Below are 22,772 nucleotides of genomic sequence, written 5' to 3' on the forward strand. Positions count from 1 at the left end.
AATGCATTGGGATCTTATATGTGCAGATATGAACCACAAAGGAACCCGGTCGGGTTGTCGCCCGGCCGGGTTCCCCTGCAAGAGAGCGTCAGGAGGCCAGCACGGCCTCGGGGGCGGCGAAACCGCGCGGGAGCAGGACCTGCTCGGCATCGGCGATGATCCCCGCGGGGTGCCCGTCCAGGGTCGCCGGGCTCTGCGGGCCTCGCATGGGGCACAGCAGCCACAGCCCGCGCGGACCGGTGCCAGACTCCCGCGCTTCCTGCGCCAGCATGCTCAGCAGTGCGCGGCCGGGCTCGTAGCGGGCCAGGGGCGTGGCCCGGTACAGCAGCACCACGCCGTCGCCTCCGGGAGCCTCCGCGCTCGCGGTGCGCACCCGTTCGCCCAGGCGCCGGAACACCTCGCCCAGCATCCGGTCGAAGTAGACCGGACGGCTGTTGTCGGCCTCGAGCACGACCTCCCAGGAAGGACGTCCGCCCGAGGCGTCGATCAGCTCGTCCACGACCGCCACAAACTCTGCGGAGACGTCGAAGGGCACCACGCCGGGGGTGCGCCCCAGCGCTTCGGCGCTGCGCTCGGTGTCGGTCATCCACGCCTTGACCGCGCGGTAGCCGCCCCGCTCCACGGCCGATTCCAACCGGGTCCAGGCCTGCGCGGAGGCGGTGTCGACCTGCCCGGGACGGTGGTGGTGGCCGGTGTGGGTGGAGGGGCGGATCGTGGTGAGTTCCGGCTCCAGGTACCAGAACCACGTGCCCTGGACCTCGCGCCGCCGGAGCTTCTTGTGCTTGCCGACGAGCAGCTTCCACAGCTGGTCGTCACTCGGGCTGGGCAGCGCGGGAAAACGCGCCCGCACCCGGTCACGGACCTGCTTCGGGGTGATGCCCGGCTCGCCCAGGTAGCCGACGGCCTGCGTGATCTGCAGTGCGCGCTCCAGGTCCAGGTCCGCCGGGTAGAGCTCCAGACGGGGGGTGAACTCGGCATTGCGGGAGGCCGCCGAGGCCAGCTGCACCAGAGCGGTGTCGGTGAACGGGTCCATGCCCAGTGGGGCCTCGACCCCGCGGAGCGCCTCACGCACCGCGGCGGGGGTCGGCAGCGGGTCTCGCGACCCCAGGTCCACCAGTTCGTCGGCCCTGCGGCCGAGCTGTGTCGCGTGGTCGAACAGGTCGTCTTCCACCGGCACCAGCGGGTCGCCGTCGACGATCTGGGCGGCCAGCACCGACCTGGCGTAGCGGCGGACGATGAAGCGGGGCTCGGTGCTCCTGCGCTCCTCGCACTCGACGGCCACACGCACCGCGGCCAGGGCGTAGGCGCGACGCGCGTCCCCGTCCAGGCTGCTGCCCCGGAGGTTCAACAGCTCCGCCGCGATCTGGCCGACCTCGCGGACGCGGCCGTTGCGGGACAGGATCTCCACGACGTCGTCACGGACTGGGCCCAGGAGCGAGGCGCTCTTGGACCAGTAGGCGACGGCCCGTGCGAGTGCCTGGTCCACCAGCGGCTGCGACAGTCCCAGGCTCGCGGCCACCTCTCGGTGCGTGGGCCATCCACCGGTGCGCGCAGCGGAGTTCTCGGGGATACCGAGCAGTTCGCGCACCACCCGCACCCATTCGCTGTTGGCGTCGGTGGTCGCGGGGATGAACTGGCGGATCACCTGGTCCAGGGTGGCCGCGCGCTTCTCCTCCTCGCCCGCGTCACGTGCGAGCTTGGCGCGCGCGGAGACCGCGTACTCGGCGGCGTCCAGACGCTTGCGCCAGTCGGTCACCGCCTTCACCAGCTCGTTGCGGGTGGTGTAGGAGACCCCGCGCAGGCGGCGCAGCTCCGCGACGGGTCGGGTGAGGAGCTCACCGACCGTGTGGCAGCCCAGGACGCGGGTGGCGGTGTCCAGTGCCAGGGGCGTCAGTCCGGCCAGGTGCAGCGCCGTGTCCAGGGAAGCGGTCTCGGCGTTGCGCCGTCGGGTCTCCTCGTCCTCCACCACCGCCTCGGTGGCTGCGCCGGCGTGGAAGAGCGCCTCCCACGCGCGGCGCATCTCGTCCAGTCCGCCGAAGCGCCGCTCCGGGCGTCGGTGCAGCGCGCGGTGGAAGAAGGCGGCCAGAGCGGTGCGGTTCTGCTCGGGGAAGGCGTTCTCCGCCAGTGCGGGCAGTTCGACATCAGCCGCCAGGAACTCGGGGTCGAGTCCGTCCTCGTCCCACACCGGAAGGTCGCCGGTGGCCATCTCGTGCAGGGTCACGGCCAGCGCGTAGCGTTCGGCGTGCTCGTCGTAAGGGCGGTCCTCACCGAGGAAGGGGTCGAGGTAGCCGCGGGTACCGGCGCGGGTGTTCCTTGTCGAGGCCTTCGACAGGGAGAAGTCGAAGAGCACCAGTGCCCGTCCCTGCTTGCGCATCTCGCGCACGCCGAGGTTGGCCGGTTTGATGTCGCGGTGCAGAACCTCCTTGTCCTCCAGGTGCTCCACCGCGTCGAACAGGTGCTGTCCGAAACGGAGCAGTTCGCCGGTGGCGAGGGCTCCCTGCCGGGACAGGTAGTCGGCGAGGGTGCTCTCGCCCGCGCGTTCCAGGGGCAGGACCGTGCGCTCGCCGATCCTGCGCACGCCGGTGTCCCGATCCGGACCCATGGGGGCGAGCGCCACGATGCGCGTGCTCGAGCCCACAGCCTGGAGGGTCTCCGCCTCACCGCGTAGGGAGGTGGCCGCCGTGTCCGTGTCCAGGGCGACCTTGTAGACGACCTCCTCGTCCCGCGGTCCCCGCATGAGGAGCGCCCGGGAGGTGGCGCCCTTGCCGAGGACCTCCACGACCTTCCACCCCTGTTCGATCTCGTCGCCGCGTCTGGCCGTGAGGGGGTCGGTCTTGACCTCGGGAAGGGTCAGGAACTCCTCGACCTCGTCGAGCATGCGGAGGAACGCCTGAACCGTGGGCAGCCGGTCACCGGGAAGCCGGTGGGTGGCTTCCCGGACGAGGGTGTCCATCTGGGGGGTGACGTCGTCGCTGACCGCCGCCGGGGTCAGGCAGCCATAGTCGTGGATCTGCTGGCTCATGTCACGGCGGTCGCGGCCCGGTGCCCTGCCCGTGAAGACGAGGTAGGTCAGAGCGCCGAGGCCGAAGATGTCCTGTGTGGCTGCCCTGCCTCCGTAGTCGGGGAACTCGGGAGCCAGGTAGGCCTGGGCAGCGGCCTCCACGTGCGCGGCCAGAACGCGCTCTCCGAGCGCCTCACCGAGGTGTTCGGTCGCCGATCCCCGTCCGGGGGCGTGGGCGGTGTGCCCACCGCTGCTGCGCAGCCGCAGGCTCTCACGGGAGGCGACCTGCCAGTCGGCGATACGCAGCCTGGGGTAGGAGCCGTCCATCTCCACCCACACGCTGCGGGCCGCCAGCGCGCGGTGGAAGAGACGGTTGCGGTGGGCGTGGTTGACCGCATCGGCGAGTTGGCGCACCATCTCTAGCCGCGTGTCGATGTCCAGGTCCGCACCTCGCTCGGCCATGAAGTGGTCAAGCCGTTGCCAGGAGGAGGGGTGGCGGAAGGCGATCGCCGGCCCGAGGTTGTCCAGGACGTCGAAGTACTCGGCCTTGACAATGCCTTCGTGGGAGATGCCCTCCAACGACATGTACTCGCGCTTGGCGGCCCGCTCGACGGACTTGCGCTCGTCCTCCCCCGGCGCGTCACCGTAGTGGTAGACGCGCACACGGGTGCGGTTGCTGCCGAGTTGGGGGTGCCTGGCCCTGTAGTCGGTCCAGGTCGGGCCGCTCTCGGAGGAACGCTTCTCCAGGGTGTAGGTCCCTAGGGAGAGCTCGCGGTCCATCGGCTGAGCGCCGATCTCCTGCATGAGACGGGTGACGTTCTTCAGGAAGCCCGGGTTGACCGTGCTGTTCGGGCGGCTGATCAGCCCGCTCCAGATCCCCGGAAGGGTGGTCTGGTTTTCGATGTCCTCTCGGCCGTAGACCTCCACGCGCTGGATCTCGTCGAAGTCACAGACGAGGTCCTCCGCCGAGAGGAAGATCGCGGCCTTGATGAAGGGGACTTTGAGGTTGCGCAGTTCGAGCCGGTCCGCGGCCTCGATGAGACGGCCCTTGAGTTCCTTGGCCTTCTGATCGGTCAAGTGCAGCGGGTTGGTCACGGTCCGGCGGCGGCCGTGATCGAAGGTCCAGTCGTTGCCACGGTTGGTGGCCCGCCCGGGGTGACTCTTGATCTCGATGAGGAAGGCGCCCGTGGGAGTCACGGCGAACAGGTCGCACTCGCGGATGCGGTGGTTGCGGGAGGTGAAGGTGAACCCCTGCCAGGCGCGGTAGGGCTCACGGTCGGGAAAGTGCTCCCGCACGTGCTCCAGCGCGGACTGCTCCCAGGGGAACTCCGAGGGCTTGCCCCACCATCGGTCGGCCATCCAGCGGCTCCCTGTCCAGTTCTGTGCCTGCTCGACTGCCCACCCAGCATAGGGGTCCGGCGGTACGCGACCAGGTGTCCTTGGTCCCGAAGCGCGTTCACCTGCCGCGACCCCAACGGTGCTGCATGGAACGGGAGAGCCCGGGGCCACCACAGTTGGATTTAGCCCTTAATGTCCCTATTTATCGCTAAGATGATGCAGTTTCCGTGCCGTCTGTGACACCTCCCCCTCTCCCCCAGGAGCCCCTTTGTTTGCCGTCCGCATGTCGGCCAACGCGATGCGATCCATGCCGCCGGAGCAATTGGCGGAGAAGGTACGCACAGCAGTCGGCTTCCAGGTCCGCACAGGGTCCCAGGTGTCCGAGGCGAGGTCCTGGTTGAACAGCCTCCCCGTTCTCGCGGAGGATCTCGTCTCTGCGGGACTCGGAGACATCGAGGTCCTGGTCGAGTACAAGCTCTCCGGGAACAATCGGCGCGTGGACGCCATCCTCTGCGGAACCCTGCCGGGTCCCGGAGGAGACAGCTTCGTCGTGGTCGAACTCAAGCAGTGGAGCGAGGCCACCCTGGTCCCCGGGAACCCGGCCAGGGTGAACGTCCCCGGCGTTCCCGGGCGTGAACGCGATCACCCCGTGGACCAGGTACGCAAGTACTGCGGCCAGCTGCTCGACCACGTAGTCACGGTGGAACGGGCACCGGACCGCCTGCGCGGGGTGGTCTATCTCCACAACGCCTCCCGTGTGCGGATCGACGATCTCTACAAGGACACCGACCCCAGGTACGGACTGGTGTTCAGCGGTAGTGAACGTGACCGCTTCCTGGGCTTCCTGCGAAGCCGTCTGGCGCCCGCTTCAGGGGCTGCCGCCGCTGATCGGCTGTTGAACTCCCGAATCCGGCCGGGACGGGCGGTGACCTCCCTCAACGCCACCCAGGTCGCCCGCAGACGGCATTACCGGCTCCTCGACGAACAGCAGGAGGCCTTCCAGCTGGCGTTGAGGACGGTGGAGGAGTCGCGGCAGGACGACCACAAGCGCATCGTCGTCGTCACCGGTGGCCCCGGCAGCGGCAAGAGCGTCATCGCGCTGGAACTGCTGGGCGAGTTCACGCGACTGGGCTACGGGGTCCAGCACGCGACCGGTTCGTACGCGTTCACGGAGACGATGAAGAGCGTGGTCTGCGGCCAACGACAGAACTCGGAGTTCCGAAGCCTGTTCGGCTACTTCTCCGGCTTCGGCGACACCCGACGCAACGATCTCGACGTCCTCGTCTGCGATGAGGCCCACAGGATCCGGGAACACTCCGACAACTGGCGTGTACGCAAGAGCTTGAGAACCGGCCGCCCGCAGATCGAGGAACTCGTGAACGCGGCTCGCGTTCCCGTGTTCCTCCTGGACGAGAACCAGGTGGTACGCAAGAACGAACTCGGCTCCCTCACGGAGATCAGAAAGTACGCCGAACAGCGCGGGCTCGAGGTACGCCATGTGGAGCTCAAGGGCCTGTTCCGCTGCGGTGGCAGTGACACCTATGACGCCTGGGTACGCAGCTTCCTCGGATTCTCCGACGACCCGCCGTCCAAATGGACCGACGACGGGGCATTCACGTTGAGAGTGGCCGATTCTCCCTCGGAGCTGGAACAGGAGCTGCGACGACTCAACGAGGAGCACGGTACGGCGCGCATCACCGCGGGCTTCTGTTGGAAGTGGAACAAGCCGACCGAGGAGGGGAGGCTGGTGCGGGACGTGGTGATCGGCGACTGGTCCATGCCCTGGAACAACAAGGCGGAGAAACCCGTCGACGGCGCTCCACCTCGCGCCTTCTGGGCAACCGACCCTGCGGGCATCGGCCAGGTGGGGTGCATCTACACGGCCCAGGGCTTCGAGTACGACTGGGCCGGGGTCATCCTCGGCCCGGACGTGAAGGTGCGCGACGGCCGCCTGACCACTGACAATCGCGCCAACAAGGATCGTGGCGTTCCCCGGGCCTCGCTCAGCGAGGAGCAGGCCTCACGCTTCATTCGCAACGCCTACAAGGTGCTGTTGACCCGTGCCCTGGTAGGGACGGTGGTCTACGCCACCGACCCGGAGACCCAGGCATATCTCAAGGCCCTGGTTCCTGCGCTCGACCCCGGCCCGGAGCGGGTCCCCTCGCCTCCAGGAGAGAACGGCGAGCAGTTGATGCTGCCCGGTTTGTGAGTGCGGTACCTCTGCCCGGGCCGTCCGGAGGACGGCACCCGGGTTCCCGAGGTCGTATGCGGCAACTGCGGACTGCATAGGAATCGCGGCTCCGGCCGCGGACCGCCCCTACTGCCGCGTGGGACACCTTCCTCGTCCGAAACGGACGTTTGCAGCCCGCCCCCTCAACCCCGGTGCCCGCGCGCCCTGAGCGTTGCCCCGCACCCTCCGAGGACACTCGGTGAGCACACGACCCGTCGTGCAAAACGGGGCGTGATTTCCGTCCGTGGCAAGGACAGCACGGACCACCAACTCCACACCGATCACTCCGGAAAGGCATCGCCGTGGCCGGCACCATCCAAGTACGCACCTACAACATCCGAGACGGTCTGCTCGACGAATGGGTCCGGCGTTGGAGGGAGGAGATCGTCCCTCTGCGCCTGGAGTTCGGCTTCTCCCCCGGCGGTGCCTGGATCGACCGGGAGCACCACCACTTCCTCCGGGAGGTCTCCTACGCCGACCCCGAGACCAGATCTCCTACGCCGACCCGAGACCTTCGCCGAGCGCAACCGCCAGTACTGGAACTCCCCCGAGCGCAAGGCGATGGCCCTGGACGTGGTTGATCATCGTCGCCCTGGTTGCCAACTGCCCTCGACCTGATTGTGTAAGTTGGTGAGATCTATTCCCTCATGCCCCACATGAGCCTGGCGCAAAGGACAGCCGCCCCATCCCTTGGTGAACGCGTCGGGCCCTCACCCCTGTGCCAGCCGTCGGTACTCCCCCGCGATGCGCTCCAGGTGGCTGACCGCCTCATCCCCGAAACAGGCCAGCTTCTCCAGTTCACCGAACAGCTCGACATAGGTCGCGATGTCAGCGGCTCCGGTCAGGGTGGCTGTCGCGGTCTCGGTCCCGACCATCACCGCGTCCTCGTCGTAGATGTTGAAGCCGTGCCCCGGGAAGACATGCGTGGGCCTGGTCCAAGGGATGACGCCGACCACCGCGTTGTGCGCCTGGACAACGACTCGGGCGATGTCCTCGATCTGGTCGGCCATGATGTCGGCCGAACCCGCCTGCCAGCGGAGTGCGCCCTCCGGCACGATCAAGTGGTGCCGCGTCGTTCCCTCGAACAGACCTCGGTGCCGCTCTTGCCTGGCCTCGATCGAAGCCTCCGCTTCCTGCGCCGAGACCTGAGAGCGGGGATCGTTGAACACACACCGGGTGTACTCGCGCGTCTGGAGCGCTCCGAGCACGATGACCGGGTGGAACGACCTGATGATCGAAGCCGAAGTGGTCAGGTGGCTGATCCTGCGCTGGAACTGGGACACGCCTCGCGCCATGATCACACGGCTGGACGCCTCTTGCCTCAGGCCCTCCGCCAGGGCCACCAGCTCCGCGCGTTCCTCACTCGCCACCCCGTAGACCCGGCACAGCGCCGCCACGTCGTCCACGGTCGGCAGCAGGAGTGCCCGCTCGATCTTGGAGACCTTGGACTGTGACATCCCCGCCGCTTGACCTGCGCTGACACCGCTGACGGCTGCGCTGGCGCGTGCCTCGCGCAGCGCACGGGCAAGCCGGTCGCGGCCTTCGGCGCCACGACCGGCGGGGGTGTTCTGCTGAGCCGTCATACAGTCCGGTTGGCTCTCCATTCCTCGGGATGGCACGCCCACCACTGAGCGAACGGCTCGGCGGCGGCAAGCGCCGCATCCCTGGCCTTCTGGTACCGGCCCAGGTTATCGACGAGTTCGGCACCGATGAACTCGCCGTTCTCGGCGTAGTGCATGCGCAGGGGGTACTTGTCGTCGATCAGCCAGAAGTCGTGGTCCACCACTTCCGGCGGGAGTGCGCGCTCAGCCAGGTCCAGGACGTGGATCTCCTCGCCTGCCTCGGCGTTGAGGACATAACCCCACTCACAGGCGTAGCGAAGGTAGTCGTTGAGTGGGGTGCGCAGGACTCGAACCCTATGCCTGCGGATGCCAGCGTCCCGCTCAGTCCGCAATGTCTCCAACCAGGGGCGCTTTCGGTCCCAGTCGGGTTCGGGTTCTCCAACCACAAACCGATGGAAGTCTCCTCCGTCAGAGCCAACGTCGTACTGGTCCAGGGTCTCCAATCGGAAGGCCGACTCTGTCAAGCGGGTGTCGAAGAACCCCAGCAGTTCAGCCACTGTGAGCACGTGCGGCCTCCTTCAGCAAGGACAGAGGGATCTCGACGGCACTCTCACCTTCAGGGAGGGGGATCTCGGTGAGGTCCCCTGGGGCCAGTGTGTAGCCCTGCACGATGATCGTTCCTCGATCGCTGGCGAAGACGGTAGGGCAGGTCACTCCGTCTGGGCATTCGCCAGCAAGCCGGGTGAGCTTCATCTGTTTCCTCCAGGGGATCGAAGTAGATTCCAGTATGGATGGAATACTTCATTATGTCACCCCTTGCTTCCACAGAGTTCGAGATTCGCTTGTCACATCCACTGTATTCCTGTACTACTGGAATAACTGAGTTGGCAGGTTCCATCCACCGGCCGACCCCACCCCGGACGACTCACGGAGACATCCATGTCCGAACAGGACACCGTCACCCAGCCTCGACAAGCCGTGCCCGCACTCTCCTACGAGCCACCGACCGTCACCTGCCTGGGTGAAATCCGAGAGGTCGTCCTGGGCACCGGTTCCCAGGACACAGCGGACATGAACACCTCCCGCTACTGGTGAACCCACCGGGTGCGGCTACTCGGCCGCACCCGACCCTCTCCAAAAGGAGCACGGTGTCCCCTTCACCCTGCTACACCGGCACATCCGAGGCCAGGGACTCCTCCCGGACCACGCACGGCGGCTCGGATTTCTGGCACGAACTGCATCTTTGCGCTCCCCGGCTCATCGGCCACGTGCGCCTTCACCGGAGCCGACGGCGCCGAGCAGTCTTCCTGGGGACGTGCTTCGCCTCCGCAACGAGCATCGAACGGATTCTGACCGACGCACCCGATCCGGTGACCGCGGCCGACCGGCTCGGCTCGCTCGCGGGCTCCTACTGCGTCTTCGTCACTGAGGGCCCCGAGCTGGCCTGGGCCGGAGACCTGGCCGGAGCCCACCGCCTCTGGTTCCGCCAAGGCGAACACAGCGTTCGGTTCGCCTCCTCGCCCACCTCTCCCAGCCTCACCCCGACGGCAGAGCCGGAGACCGAAGGGACCGCCGCCTTCCTGTTCCTTCCCGACCTCACGGACGTGCTGGGCATCTGCCCGGTCCAAGGGGTGAGCCAGGTCGGCCCCCACCAGGTACTGCACGTCAACAAGGGCCGTGCGGCCCTCCGGCAGCGAAACCTCCCTGTCCCGGAGGCCTCACTCGCTGAAGGCGCGGCCCTCCTCCGCTCGGCCCTGCTCCAGACTCTGCAGAACCTGTGCGGTAACGCTGCGGACGTCAGCTGCGACCTGAGCGGCGGCCTGGACTCCTCCACGCTCGCGGTTCTGGCCGCGAGCTCCGCCGGCTCCCCGGTGGTCGCCCTGACCTACACGGACGGTTTCGCCCACAACGGCGACGACCTCACGCACGCCGAGCGCATCGTCCGACAGACCCCCGGCCTGGACTGGACGGTCATCGAGGGCGACCACCGCACCCTGCCCTTCAGCGGCCTCGCCCAGAGCCCGGAGACCGACGTCCCCTCCCTCGATCCGCTCATCTGGGCCCGCACCCGTGTTCGGCTGCGCCCGGCGACGCGCGAAGGCGTGCACCTGGTGGGCGACGGCGGAGACGTGGTCCTCGGCGCACCGTTGACCTACCTCTCCGAACTCGCCCGTATGCGGCACGGCCGGCGCTTCCTCGCGGAGGCCCACGCACTGGCACGGTTGCGACAGCGACCGGTGCACCGGGTGGTGCGGGCGGGACTGAGCAGCGCCCGCACCGGATTCAGGGCCGTGCTGGCCGACCTCGCCGGCCACCTCCACTCCCCCGGTTGGAGAGCCCAGACGCTGTCTCCTTCACCCGAACTCGAAGCAGGTATCTCCTGGATTCCGGTGGGCGGTGCTTGGAGATGGGCCACCGACGCGGCGATCGGGGCACTGGCCGAACGTGCACGGCTGGGAGCCGATGCTCTGGGTCCCGAGCAGGACGGGGCCGACGCCCACGCTCTGCGCATGGTCCACCGGCACGGCGAGGCCACGAGGTCCTTCCTCCACCTGGCCGAGCTCGCGGGGGTGCGGGCGCGGGCCCCCTATTTCGACAACAGCGTGGTCGCGGCCTGCCTGAGTGTTCCGGCCGGCGAACGTGCCACCGCCTTGAACGCCAAGCCTCTCCTGGGCCGGGCCATGGAGGGCCTGGTCCCGGCCACGCTGTACGAACGCCGCAGCAAGGACGACTACGGGGCGTGTGAGTACCACGGGTTACGCCGCAACGCGGCCGAGGCGCGCGCCCTGCTTCGTGAGGGCCACCTGCTCGCCTCAGGCATCGTCCGACCCGATCCGGTTCTGCATGCTCTGGACCTGGCGGTGTCAGGGGGCCGTGCTCCGATGGCGGCGCTCCACCGGATCCTGGCCGCCGAACTGTGGCTGCGGTCCCGACAAAACAACCTCCCCACCCCTCGTACGGAGAGTGCACCGATACCGATCGGAGTGATGGCATGAGCGGTTCCGACCCACAACTACGCCGGCACCACGCGGTGTACACCGCCGCCGACCGTGACGGCGCCGTCCTCCTGCACAGCACGCAGAATCGGCTCTACGGCCTCAACCCCTCCGCCGCCGCGTTGTGGGAACGCCTGACCAGCGGTGAGGATCCCGACTCGGTGATCTCCGACCTGTCCGGCCTCTGGGGCGTGAGCGAGGAGCGGCTCCGCGGCGATGTTCGCGGCTTGACCGACACGCTGGTACGGCTCGGGTTGGCCGTCCCGGAAGGAGGGTCCCGGTGAGTTCCGCGCAGATGGCGATCGTCGCCGAGAGGTGCACGCCTCTCCTTCCCGGGTACCGGGCGGCCGCTGTGGCCGGGTGTCTGGGGGCGCTGGTCCTGCTCCGGCTCCCGATCTCGGTCAGCCTGCGCTTGGTTGCCTTCGGACACCGGCGCACGGCCCGAAGGGCGCGTACCCACCAGGCGGAGATGGTGATCGGCGCTGTCAGAGCGGTGAGCCGGATCCTGCCCGTACGGTTCGCCTGTCTGGAAACCGCGCTGGCCTCGACTCTGACCTGTCTGTTGCTGCGCCACCGCGTCGACTGGTGTATCGGCGCCCGGATGATGCCCTACACCGCACATTCCTGGATCGAGGTCGAGGGCGCCCCGATCGCGGAGCCGGGGTTCGACGCCCACCCCTACCTGGTCCTGATCCGCACCTGACCGCCCGTTCGTACCTGCCTGCCCGCTCACGCCTGACCGCACGTTGTCCGTTCCAGGACCGACCACCAACAGAGGAGTACCGTGACCGACGACCACATCCAGAACGCTCTCGCGTCCGTTCCCGAGGAGTACTACACCCGGCGCGAGGACGGGAGCCTCATTCGGCAGAGCAGTTCGGTCGACGCCATCCGTACCGGGTTGGAGCGGCTGGACGTGCGATCGGGCATGCGAGTGCTGGAGATCGGCACCGGTTCGGGTTTCTCCGGTGCGCTCCTGGGCGAGCTCGTAGGGGAACAGGGCTCGGTGGTCTCCATGGACGTGGTGTCGGACCTGGTCGAACGAGCCCGGGACCGGCACGCCCGTCGGGGCGCGGACCGGGTCCGCGTCGTGGCCGGGGACGGCGCCAAAGGCATGGCCGAGCACGCACCCTACGACCGGATCATCGCGTGGGCCAGTTCCGACCTGTTGCACCGCAGCTGGGCCGACCAGTGTGTGACGGGTGCAGTTCTGGTAGTACCGGTGACCATCGCCCCTCTCCCCCGGTCCAACGCCATCGTGCGGGCCAGCCGTGCCCGGAACGGGGGTCTGACGGCGGACCGGCTGTGGCCCGGAGGGTACGTGGAGATGCACCCCGAAGAGCTCACCCAGTGGCTGGTGCCGCCGCGCGGTGTCCACGCCCGGACCACCGACGGAGAGGGGAACCCGTGGTGGATCAGCAGCACGTGGGTCAATGAGTGCGAGGGAGGCGAAACGGCGGCGCTGTCCCTGGTAGAGGTCCTGACCTCCGAATCCCACGTGGAGGACGAGGCTGTTCTGGCCCCGGAGGAGTCCGCCGCTGACGTGCACACCTACCTGTACGCGGCCGGGTTCGAGGGGCTGAGCATGTTCGGCCTGGGTTCGCGCGGTTGGGCGCCGGGCCATGCGTCCAAGCAGGGCGCCGCGGCGCTGTTGGGCGACGGTCGGCTGCTCACCGCCGGGGACCCCTCGTCGGCCTGCCGGGTGCGGGAATGGGCAGAGCGGTGGCGGCAGGTGGGAAAACCGGGCGCCGGCTCCCTGACACCGGTGCTGGAAGAGGTGCGCGACGGCTGGGCCGCCCGTGCCCGCGTCCCCGGTCGGGGATAGTCCTCGGCCGCGAGCGGCGTTCGGCGGACAACGGCGATACTCGACGCCATCAGCTCCCTTTCCACAGAGCAAGAGCACCTGAACCTCCCCGGCTACAAAGAGGGCTTCGGGGAGCGATTCCCGTCCCTGGCCACAGGTCCGGGCGACGCGGGCCGAATGAGGTGCCTGCGCAGGAAGTCGTCCACGGTCGCGAATCCAAAGGTGGTCCGCACTCCCCCGGCGTCGGGCTCGGCCGTACGGCGCCGCGCGGCTCGGGCCGCCCCTTCCAGCTCCAGGCGGCCGTCTTCCATCACCGCCGCGGGCTGTCCGTCGAGACCGCCCGCCTCGTTGAGGAACCCGTGCTTGTAGCCGTCGAGGAGGTAGAGCTCGCTCGACGCTCCGACAGCGGCCAGGGCGTCGTGCAGGAGTTCGCTCTGCCTGTACGAGACCAGGTCGTCGTCGGTCCCGTGGGAGAGCTGGAACGGCGGTGCGTCGGCGTGGACCCACGTCAGAGGGCAGGCGTACCGCGCCGCGTCCACCAGCTCGGCCGGAGCTCCGCCCAGCAGTCGGCCCTCCGGGGAGGCCGCGGCGTCCGCGTCCGGGCGCCCGGACTGGGCCTCGGCGACCACGAGGGCCAGGTCCACGGGGGCGTAGGAGGCGACGACGGCCTGCACCGACGGGTCGCCGTCGGTGTCCTCCTCGTCGACCAGGGCACCGATGTGGCCGGTCAGGCCCGCCAGCGCGGCCAGGTGGCCGCCGGCGGAGCCTCCCCACACCCCGATCGCCCGCGGGTCGAGTCCGCACACTTCCGCGTGCGTGCGCAGGAAGCGGATCGCGGCCCGCACGTCGTGCAGCTGGGCGGGGAAGGACTCCTCATCGGAGAGCCGGTAGTCGATGCTCGCGAAGGCGTAGCCGCTGGCGCGCACTCGGCGTACGAGGTCCGGTGCCTGGGTGCGGTCACCGGCGTACCAGCCGCCCCCGTGTACCCAGAGCACGACCGGCACGGGACGTTCGGCGGAGGCCGGCCGGCACAGGTCGAGCAGCAGGTCGCCGGTATCGCGCCGCGCGAAGACGACTTCGGTGTCGACCTCGACCTGACAGGAGGGCGTCGAGGCGGTGCCGGGGGCGGAGTCCGAAGAAGGGGGCGTGGAGGCATGGCTCATACCGTCCATGGTGCTGTGTGCGAGGACCTGCGACGCCACGGGGCGGGCACGACTTCCCGCCGAACCGTGATCACCCTCGAAGCGGAGGCCGCCCGGTCACAGGGCATCACCTCGTCGGGAGTGCGGCGCCGGACCTCGTGGCCGATGCCGTCTACGCCTCCGGGGCCGAGGTGGCCACGGCCACCATGCCGACCACGGCTCCCGTGACCGAGACCCGGGCGGATACGGTCTGGACTCGCAGGTGCGGCTGCAGACCGTACAGGAGCCGACAACCGGATTCCGTGGTTTCACGCTCTCGCTCGTGGTGTCCCAGCCAGCCGACGCCGAGACCTTCTTCGACGCCGCGTTCGAGGACGAAGCCACGCTCAAACCCGCCGCGAAGTCGTTCGGGGGCTACAACGGTGTCGTGCGGCCCCTGACGGGGCCATCCGGCAGATCGCGACCTCCTCGAAGAAGGACACCGACACCGCGCCCTGGCCGAGGTCGCCGGTGTCCCCGCCGAGGGCGGCGGATCGCACCGGATCATGGTCAACGGCTTTCGTCAGGGTGACCAGCGCTGAGCCGAACGTGGTGGTCGATGGGCACCATCCCGTCGACCACCACACTGTGCTTCTTACCGCGGTTCCCCACCGACCGTCGGCTGCCCCACTCCGCCCTCGCTCTTCGACGAGCCTCCGAACCAAGATCGGTCAGCGGCGCCGGCGCCCTCTCCAGCTTCGTCCAGACCCGAAATCTGAGCACACGGGCGGCCGAGGACTCTTGCGCTCGCTTTTCTCGGAGCAGAAATCCGAACACCGCCGAAGGAAGACAGACAGACCACCACCGTTCCCACTGCGAATCAGCGCACAGCACCGGCATCAAATACCACGTCATCCGCATACTTCACCGGCATAGACGCATCTTTCCGACACGGGTTCCGGCACGCACTCCGATCCATGTCGGCATCGCTGCCGAGGACGAATAATCAGCCTGGCTCAACACAACCATCGTGGTATTTTTCTCGCACGCGCTCGCCCCCGATCCCATGAGCGCGTGGGAGGGCCACCATGACACGTCCTTGGGAGGCGGACCCGTCCGCTGACATGACGCGGAGGCTGGGCAGGTCTCCAGCCGAATTGGGCAACACCGACAGAGCCAGCGGTTGCCCGGACATCTGGGAACTCGACAACGGCGACATCGCCGTGATCGGGCGCGACCTGACCGACACCTACGCGGAACGTCTGCCGTCAGGTGCGGCCATCGCAGAGGACGAACGCCTGGTCATCATCCCCCGCAACACCCTGATATCAGCGAAAGCGGACATCCCCGATGCTTGACACCATCGACGGCCTTTCCGGTGACCGGCTGGAGCTCGATCCCTATCTCGACGACTTCGATGGGCGTCTGGCATCGCTCAGGAACACCGATGTCTGGAAGCTCGAACGGCGACAGGTCTTCCACCAGCCGGAAAGTGACAGTTGGATGGCGTTCCGGAAGGGACGCCATGACGAGTCCCTTCGGCTTCTGGAGAACAACCGCTCCTCCTTGCGGGAGGAATTCGCCGAGCTCGCCCGAGCAGGATGCGTGCTGCGACGAACCCGTGTCGTGGAGAAGCCTTTCACGACGTATCTGCTGTGGGAACTGCACTCCCTCCATCTGCGGGCCCAGTGCGGCGAGGACGTCCGGGTCATCTCCCCCGAACCCCTCGCGGCGTGGGAACACAGTGGCCAGGTACCCGAGATCGTCGGGCTCGGCGACGAGGTGACCTACAAGATCCGGTACGACGATCAGGGTGTTCTCCGGGGCGGAGTCCGGTTCACCGACCACGCCACCACCACACGGTGCCGCGCAGAGATCGCCGCGCTCCACGAGACCGGTGAGGATCTAAAGCGCTACTTCCCGCGCGAGGTCGAGGGGGCTGCGCTCAGCCGTGACTGACCGTAGGCCCTCCGAACCCGGCGAGGATCCCGACGAGCGGATCAATGCCGGTATCCGTGCACAGATGGGCGCGGTCGCGGGCCGCGCGGTGCAGGCGCGGGACGTCCGAGGCGGGGTGCACTTCCACGGTCAGGGCCCGACGGCGCACTCCGCTCCCGTACCCGGGCAGCTCCCCGGTGACGTGCACGGATTCGTGAACCGGGTGGGCGAACTGGAGGTGCTCAGCACCCACCTGCGCGCTGAGGACTCCGCCGGCGGCTCTGAGGCTCCCGTTCACGTCATCACCGGCACGGCCGGTGTCGGCAAGACCGCTCTGGCCCTGCACTGGGCCCACCGGGTGCGCGACCGCTTCCCCGACGGCCAGCTCTACGTGGACTTGCGGGGATACGGGGCCGGCCCACCGGTCGAACCGGACCAGGCGCTGGAACGCTTCGTCCGCGCCTTCGGGGTGCCCGCGGATGCCGTACCGACGGACGTCGACAGCCGCTCCGCCCTCTACCGCTCCCTCCTGGCCGAACGGCGCGTGCTCGTCGTCCTCGACAACGCGGCGACCGCGGCGCAGGTACGCCCGCTGCTGCCCGGGTCCTCGGCGTGCGTCGTGCTGGTCACCAGTCGGGACCGGCTGTCCGGGTTGGTCGCCCGGGACGGAGCGCGGCGTCTGACCGTGCGTACGTTGGAGCCGGCAGAGGCCGTGGAGCTCCTCGAACACGTCACCGAGAACCACCGCCCGCGCGATGAACCACACGAAATCGCCGAGCTGGCCCGCCTGTGCGGAGAGCTACCCCTTGCCCTGCGCATCGCCGCCGAACGGGCCGCCGGACGGCCCCACATGCCATTGGCGGAGCTGATCCAGGATCTGCGGGACGAGTCCGCCCTCTGGGACGCCCTCGCCACCGACGAGGAGGAGGAAGCCGACGCGGTCCGCACCGTCTTCGCCTGGTCCTACCGGGCCCTACCGGAGGAGACCGCACGCCTGTTCCGGCTGCTCGGGCTGCATCCCGGCCACGACTTCGACGTGGGCTCCGCGGCTGTCCTCAGCGGTCTCTCGGTCCGGCGGGCACGGCGCGTCCTGGACATGCTCGTGGGCGCGCACCTGGTGGACCAGACCGGCCCGGACCGGTACCGCTTCCACGACCTCCTGCGTTCCTACGCGCTGGACCAGGCACGCCGCGAGGAGCCAGCGGAGAGTCAACATGAGGCCTTGGAGCGCCTGCTGAGTTGGTACCTGCGCACCGCTGACACCGCAGCCAGGGCCGTGGACTCACCACTGCGGCAGCTGGAGCCGGGCCCAAATCCGATCGGAAGTACTTCCGACGGCGTCCGCGAGTTCGCCGACAACGCGGAGGCGGTCCGATGGTTCGAGGCCGAGAGCAGGAACCTGGTCGCCATGGCCGAGGCCGCCGCCGGGGCGGGGATGGACGGAATCGCCTGGCGCCTACCGGTCGTACTGAGACACGTCTACGTGTATAGAACACCCATGAGCGCCTGGATCGCCACGACCCTCCTCGGGCTCGGTGCGGCCCGGCGGGAGCGAGAGCACGCGGCCGAAGCGGACCTCCTGGAGAGTCTGGGCATGGCGTATGTGCAGTCCCACCGCATGCAGGAGGGCATCACGCACCATCGGCGGGCTCTTCGGTTACGGCAGGAGCTGGGTGACGATCTCGGGGAAGCCATGTCGCTCAACGCGCTGGGGCTGGCGCATCTGCGCGAGCACAGGCTCGACGAGGCGCGCGAGGACTTCGAACGCTCACTCGACATCGCCCGGCGTCTGGGCGAGCGGCGTTGGGCGGGGATCGCACTCGGCAACCTGGCGGACGCGCTGCTCGATGCGGGAGAGCTTCGTGCATCAGTGGCCCTGGCCGAGGAAGCTGTCGCGATACACCTCGAGACCGGCAACAGGATGAGCGAGTTCGCCTGCCTGGTCTGTCTGGGTGCGGTATGGCGGGAACTGGACTCGACCGACCGCGCGCTGTCCTACGCGCAGCGTGCCCTCGATGTCGCCCGGGAACTGGACAACCCGGTCCGGGAAGGGTTCGCGCTCCTGGAGCTCGGCAGGGCCCAAGCGCTGCTCGACCAGCCGGAGGAGGCCCTGGCGAGTTTCCATGAGGCAGCTGCTCTGCACCGCTCGATCGGCGACCACGTACGCGAAGCCGAGTCCTTCGAGGGCGCGGGCGAGGTCTACCAGTCACTCGGACACCTGGTCGAGGCAGCACAGTTCTTCCGCCAAGCAGTAGGCGGATACCGCAGGAACGAGGCCCACTGGAACCTCGCGGTATGCCTTGACCGTCTGGCCGCCGTGGTGTCCCGGAACGGCGAGTTGGAGACGGCGCGCGGGCACTGGCGCGAAGTGCTGGAAGCCCTGTCGGACCTGGATGATCCCAGAGCCGAGCACCTACGTGAGACGGTCACCGACCACCTCGGTTATGCAACCGGTTGACGCCTTTCGAGGGACAGCAGAACTGCACAGGTAGGTCAAGCATGGTCCGGCAGCCCGCGAATGATGCTGGGACACGCATGAACGCACGTTGGTGAACCAACAGGTGGTGGGGACGAGGTCGACGAACAATCCCGAGCCGAGCGAACGGTCCTCCCCCGGTAGCAGATCGGGGATGTCGGTACGAGCGATCCAGCGCTCCAACCATGCGAGACCGGGCCGGAGCGCAAACCAGCGACGCGCACGGGGGTCCCATCTCGCCCCTTCCGCCTTTGCCAGGTCCTTCTCAGCGTAGGGGACATCCAGCCAGATCCGCTCGGCAGGCACCGTACTCCTCGAATGGTGGGGAGGTGTGATAGCGCAGAGACTCTAGTGGCGGAGGTGAAGAAAAGCCCGCCCTTTCACATGACCGGAATCGGCCACCAAAAAGAGGCGTTCGCCCCTTGCCGCCTTGTCCTCTGAGTCGCCCCTAGACTGCCGCCGATTGATTAACGGATCATGTTATTCTTCCCACAGACGCACGCTCGCCCTATCGGAGCACGTGGAAGGAAATCCATGCCCCGCCCTTGGGAAGCCGACCCCACAGCGACAATGAAACGTCGATTGGGAATTTCGCCCACCATTCTAGGCAACACCGACAACGTCGACGGATGTCCTGATATATGGGAACTGGATAATGGGGACATCGCAGTGATAGGCCGTGATCTGACGGAGGTCTATGAACACCGGCTTCCCGCAGGTGCGGCCATTGCACAGGACGAACGCCTCGTGGTCCTACCTCGCAACACGTTGATCGCAGCCAAGGCGGATATCCCCGATGCTTGAGAGCATGGCTCGGCTCACCGGTGAACGGCTGGACGAGGCCTCTTACGGGCAGGACTTCAGCGCACGGTTCTGGTCGGTGCGCGACTCCCCCATCTGGAAGCTCGAACGGCAGCAGGTGTTTCACCAACCGGAGAGCGACAGCTGGATGGCCTTCCTCCAAGGCCGGCGCGAAGAAGCCCTGGGTCTCCTGGAAGCCAGGCGTCCCACCCTGCGCGAGCAGTTCGACCGCCTCGCCCAGGCAGGAGCCTCGGTTCGACGTGTCCGGGTCGTGGAGAAACCCTTCCCGACCTACCTGCTGTGGGAGTTGCACTCGCTGCGGGTCCGCGCCCAGTGCGGTGAGGACATCCGGGTCATCTCCCCTGACCCTCTCTCGGCCTTCGAAAGGGAGTATCCCGTCCCGGAGATCGTCGTCCTCGGAGACGAGGTGGCCTACAGGATCCTCTACGACGAGGAGGGCGTGATCGAAGGCGCGATCCGGTTCGCCGATCCCGCCGTCATCGACGGGTGCCGGTCCGAGATCGCGGCGCTGCACCAGCGGGCCGAAGTTCTGGAGGACTACTTCGTCCGCGAAGTGTCCGACGCGGAAGCCACCCGTGTCCGATAGCCGCACACCCCGGCACGGTGAGGGTCCCGAGGAGAACCCGTCGGCGGGAACGCAGTCCCGCATGTCCGATGTCTCCGGCCGCGCGGTGCAGGCGAGGGACGTCCGCGGCGGGGTGCACTTCCACTCGGAGCGTTCGGAGCGTTTCAGCACTCCTGTGCCCCGACAGCTTCCCGGTGACGTACGCGGGTTCGTGAACCGTACCGGGGAACTCGAGGTGCTCAGCAGCCGCTTGCCTGGCGCCGGGCAGGGCGCCGACGGGCCCTCGGAGGCCACGGTCCACGTCGTCGTCGGCACGGCCGGGGTAGGCAAGACCGCGCTCGCTCTGCGCTGGGCGCACCGGGTTCACGAGCACTTCCCCGACGGTCAGCTCTACGTCGACCTCCAGGGCTACGGCCCCGGCCTGCCGACGGCCCCTGAACAGGTGCTGGAGCGTTTCCTGCGGGCGTTCGGTGTCTCCGCCGGGTCGATTCCCCCGGACACCGACAGTCGAGCCGCCCTCTACCGCTCCTTCCTGGCGCGTAAGCGCGTTCTGATCCTGCTGGACAACGCCTCGACCGCCGCCCAGGTCCGTCCGCTGCTACCGGGGTCCTCCGAGTGCGCGGTCGTCATCACCAGCAGGGACCGGCTGTCCGGACTGGTCGCCAGGGACGGGGCGCAGCGCCTCACCGTGCGTACCCTCGATCCTGCCGAGGCAGTGGAGCTCTTGGAGTACGTGACCGTCCACCACCGACCCCAGGATGACTCCCAGGAGGTGGTTGAACTCGCGCGGCTGTGCGGCCAGCTCCCCTTGGCCCTGCGCATCGCAGCCGAACGCGCGGCGAGCCGACCGCACATGCCGCTCGCCGACCTCATCCAGGATCTGCGTGACGAGTCCGCTCTGTGGGACGCCCTGGCCACCGATGACGAGGAGGAGGCGGACACCGTTCGCTCCGTCTTCGCCTGGTCCTACCGGGTCCTGCCCCAGGACGCCGCACGGCTGTTCCGACTCCTCGGCCTGCACCCCGGACGGGATTTCGATGTCGGGGCCGCAGCCGCCCTGGCGGATCTGCCCGTGCGCCGCGCCCGGCGCTCCCTGGACAGTCTTGTCGGCGCCCACCTGCTGGAACAGACCGGCGCGGACCGCTACCGGTTCCATGACCTGATCCGCTCCTACGCGCTGGACCAGGTGCGCGACGAGGAGGAGCCCGACCTGCGGCGTTCGGCTCTGGAGCGGCTCCTGACCTGGTATCTGCGCACCGCGTACGCGGCGGTCCAGGTCGTCGACACCAACCTGCGACTCCCGGAGCCGGACGAGATACTCACCGAGCAGGCACAGGAGCCGACTGCCCGGCTCACCGACACAGTTTTTACCGACAACTCCGGCGCGCTCCGATGGTTCGAACTGGAGTCGGCGAACCTGATGGCGGCGGCGGAGACGGCCGCTGCGCAAGGATTCGGCCACCTCACCTGGCGTCTCCCCTACGTCCTGGGACACTTCCCTGTTCACGGCCGAGCATGGATCAGTGCCCTCGACCACGGGCTGGTGGCGGTGCGCCGCGAACACCGCCCCAGGGCAGAATCCGATCTGTGGGAGCACCTGGGCATAGCTCACCTGCACTCCAATCGGACCGTCGAGGGAATCGAGTACCACACCCGCGCCCTCGATCTGCGCCGGGACCTGGGAGACGAGACCGGGGTGGTGATGTCCCTGAACGCTCTCGGCCTGGCCTATCTGCGCGGCCATCGGCTCGACGAGGCACGCGACCACCTCGAGCGCTCCGGTACAGCCGCCCAGGCTCTCGGTGACCGGTTGTGGGAGGGGATCGCTCTGGGAAACCTGGTCCGCTGCCTCCTGGACCTGGGACTGCGTGAAGATGCGGTGGCCCTGGCCGAACTTGCCCTGGAGATCCACCGCGAGACCGGCAACCGGATGAGCGAGTTCGCATGCCTGACCTCCCTAAGCGCGGCCCTGCGGGAGCTGGGCCAGGCCGACCGGTCCCTGACCCTCACCCTGAAGGCCCTGGAAATCGCCCAGGAGCTCGACCACGCCGTCCGGGAGGGGTTCGCCCTCCTGGAGCTCGGCCGGATCCACGCCCTGCTCCAGCAACCGGAGGAAGCCCTGACCAGCTTCCACAAGGCTGCGAGCCTGCACCGCTCGATCGGCGACCACGTCCGCGAGTCCGAGTCTTTCGAGGGCGTGGGCGAGGTCTATGAATCCCTCGACCGCCTCGAAGAGGCGGCGCAGTTCTACCGCCAGGCAGCCAACGGCTATCGCAAGAACCGGTCCCGGCGGAACCTGGCGGTCAGCCTGAATCGTCTGGCCGTCGTGGTGTCCCGGAACGGTGACCCCGGGAAGGCCCATGAGCACTGGCGCGAAGCCTTGGTCGCTCTCGAGGGCTTCACCGATCCCCGAGCCGAGCGTCTGCGCGAGGAGATCACAGCGGCAGTAGAGCGGGGCCCCACTCCCTGAAGCCCTGTCCCACAGGAAGAGCCGCTGGTACCCGTTGAACCGGGTGCCAGCGACATTGCCCTCAACCCTTGGCACGATCACCCCGTAGGAGTGAGAGCACCTGGTAGTAGGCACGAACTTGTCGGAGCGCTGGGATCGTCGTAGACGTCAGCGAAAGCTCGTCCATCGCCGCCTCTTCTTCAGCTCAGACTCGTTCTCAAGCACAGCTTCAGCAACGAGGGGTGGTTGTCAGGTGTAGTCGGGGCGAGGTGATGGATGTCCTTGGTGGAGGTGAGGATGTCGAGGCGTCACGGTTCGGCGATGAGGATCCGCTCGCTATCCGAACCCAGGCTGTTCGGCCTGCTGTCGGACACGGCCATGAGCCAGGGCTGCCGGATCCGGATCACAGCTGATATCCGCGAAGTACTTTGGTCCTGTTTTCTTCAGAACGAGTTGGCGTCTGTCCGACT

At 68.1% G+C, this 22,772-nt stretch carries 15 protein-coding genes and 2 pseudogenes; 12 read left to right on the plus strand and 5 right to left on the minus strand.

Features of this window, described 5'->3' with window-relative positions:
* Positions 1-88 precede the first annotated feature (88 nt).
* Positions 89-4,360, minus strand: a complete 4,272-nt coding sequence (gene pglW, locus ACWGL3_RS00165) for a BREX system serine/threonine kinase PglW (RefSeq protein ID WP_452460538.1) — start codon at positions 4,358-4,360, stop codon at positions 89-91.
* A 301-nt stretch (positions 4,361-4,661) separates the two neighbouring features.
* Here pglW and ACWGL3_RS00170 point away from each other — a divergent pair, with 301 nt between their 5' ends.
* Positions 4,662-6,548 (plus strand): DNA/RNA helicase domain-containing protein, encoded by a 1,887-nt coding sequence (locus tag ACWGL3_RS00170; protein ID WP_452460539.1) that lies wholly within the window; start codon positions 4,662-4,664, stop codon positions 6,546-6,548.
* 731 nt (positions 6,549-7,279) lie between these two features.
* On the opposite strand, the gene ACWGL3_RS00175 is transcribed toward ACWGL3_RS00170, so the two are convergent.
* Both ACWGL3_RS00175 and ACWGL3_RS00180 read right to left on the minus strand, forming a co-directional pair.
* Positions 7,280-8,173 carry a helix-turn-helix domain-containing protein gene (locus tag ACWGL3_RS00175; protein WP_452460540.1) on the minus strand — a complete coding sequence of 298 codons (894 nt, stop codon included), beginning with the start codon at positions 8,171-8,173 and terminating at the stop codon, positions 7,280-7,282.
* Positions 8,149-8,697: a DUF6879 family protein gene (locus tag ACWGL3_RS00180; RefSeq protein ID WP_433700911.1), complete on the minus strand. Its 549-nt coding sequence runs from the start codon at positions 8,695-8,697 to the stop codon at positions 8,149-8,151. Before ACWGL3_RS00180 ends, ACWGL3_RS00175 begins: the two co-directional genes overlap by 25 nt.
* Before the next feature lie 373 nt (positions 8,698-9,070).
* Here ACWGL3_RS00180 and ACWGL3_RS00185 point away from each other — a divergent pair, with 373 nt between their 5' ends.
* The 5 genes and pseudogenes from ACWGL3_RS00185 to ACWGL3_RS00205 form a co-directional block, all read left to right on the plus strand.
* On the plus strand, positions 9,071-9,226 hold the full coding sequence (locus ACWGL3_RS00185) for a putative RiPP precursor (RefSeq protein WP_330156314.1): 156 nt from the start codon (positions 9,071-9,073) through the stop codon (positions 9,224-9,226).
* A 53-nt stretch (positions 9,227-9,279) separates the two neighbouring features.
* Entirely contained in the window at positions 9,280-11,127 is a 1,848-nt protein-coding gene (locus ACWGL3_RS00190) for an asparagine synthase-related protein (RefSeq protein WP_452460541.1), read from the plus strand.
* The gene (locus ACWGL3_RS00195; RefSeq protein ID WP_452460542.1) at positions 11,124-11,411 is read left to right on the plus strand and encodes a PqqD family protein; all 288 of its coding nucleotides are present in this window, start codon (positions 11,124-11,126) and stop codon (positions 11,409-11,411) included. The genes ACWGL3_RS00190 and ACWGL3_RS00195 overlap by 4 nt, the downstream gene beginning before the upstream one ends.
* Positions 11,408-11,830: a lasso peptide biosynthesis B2 protein gene (locus ACWGL3_RS00200; protein WP_452460543.1), complete on the plus strand. Its 423-nt coding sequence runs from the start codon at positions 11,408-11,410 to the stop codon at positions 11,828-11,830. Before ACWGL3_RS00195 ends, ACWGL3_RS00200 begins: the two co-directional genes overlap by 4 nt.
* Positions 11,831-11,908: 78 nt before the next feature.
* Positions 11,909-12,952, plus strand: a pseudogene (locus tag ACWGL3_RS00205) (protein-L-isoaspartate O-methyltransferase family protein); the annotation flags it as partial.
* 92 nt (positions 12,953-13,044) lie between these two features.
* On the opposite strand, the gene ACWGL3_RS00210 reads toward ACWGL3_RS00205, so the two are convergent.
* The gene (locus ACWGL3_RS00210) at positions 13,045-14,094 is read right to left on the minus strand and encodes an alpha/beta hydrolase fold domain-containing protein (RefSeq protein ID WP_452460544.1); all 1,050 of its coding nucleotides are present in this window, start codon (positions 14,092-14,094) and stop codon (positions 13,045-13,047) included.
* A 1,046-nt stretch (positions 14,095-15,140) separates the two neighbouring features.
* On the opposite strand from ACWGL3_RS00210, the gene ACWGL3_RS00215 reads away from it, so the two are divergent.
* The 3 genes from ACWGL3_RS00215 to ACWGL3_RS00225 all read left to right on the plus strand — a co-directional run bounded on the left by ACWGL3_RS00215 (position 15,141) and on the right by ACWGL3_RS00225 (position 18,448).
* Positions 15,141-15,410 carry a hypothetical protein gene (locus ACWGL3_RS00215; protein WP_452460545.1) on the plus strand — a complete coding sequence of 90 codons (270 nt, stop codon included), beginning with the start codon at positions 15,141-15,143 and terminating at the stop codon, positions 15,408-15,410.
* On the plus strand, positions 15,403-16,011 hold the full coding sequence (locus tag ACWGL3_RS00220) for a DUF6879 family protein (protein WP_452460546.1): 609 nt from the start codon (positions 15,403-15,405) through the stop codon (positions 16,009-16,011). Before ACWGL3_RS00215 ends, ACWGL3_RS00220 begins: the two co-directional genes overlap by 8 nt.
* 64 nt (positions 16,012-16,075) lie before the next feature.
* A complete protein-coding gene (locus ACWGL3_RS00225; RefSeq protein ID WP_452460612.1) occupies positions 16,076-18,448 on the plus strand; it encodes an ATP-binding protein in 2,373 nt (790 codons plus the stop codon).
* A gap of 66 nt (positions 18,449-18,514) precedes the next feature.
* Here ACWGL3_RS00225 and ACWGL3_RS00230 read toward each other — a convergent pair.
* Positions 18,515-18,772 (minus strand): annotated as a pseudogene (locus ACWGL3_RS00230) (DUF5710 domain-containing protein); the annotation flags it as partial.
* A 228-nt stretch (positions 18,773-19,000) separates the two neighbouring features.
* Here ACWGL3_RS00230 and ACWGL3_RS00235 point away from each other — a divergent pair.
* From ACWGL3_RS00235 to ACWGL3_RS00245, 3 genes are all read left to right on the plus strand, one after another.
* Positions 19,001-19,270, plus strand: coding sequence for a hypothetical protein (locus ACWGL3_RS00235; protein WP_330156307.1), 270 nt, complete (start codon positions 19,001-19,003; stop codon positions 19,268-19,270).
* Between the two features lie 4 nt (positions 19,271-19,274).
* On the plus strand, positions 19,275-19,874 hold the full coding sequence (locus ACWGL3_RS00240) for a DUF6879 family protein (RefSeq protein WP_452460547.1): 600 nt from the start codon (positions 19,275-19,277) through the stop codon (positions 19,872-19,874).
* Between the two features lie 61 nt (positions 19,875-19,935).
* Positions 19,936-22,323, plus strand: a complete 2,388-nt coding sequence (locus ACWGL3_RS00245) for an ATP-binding protein (RefSeq protein WP_452460548.1) — start codon at positions 19,936-19,938, stop codon at positions 22,321-22,323.
* Positions 22,324-22,772 lie beyond the last annotated feature (449 nt).

It is taken from the genome of Nocardiopsis sp. NPDC055824 (assembly GCF_053616335.1).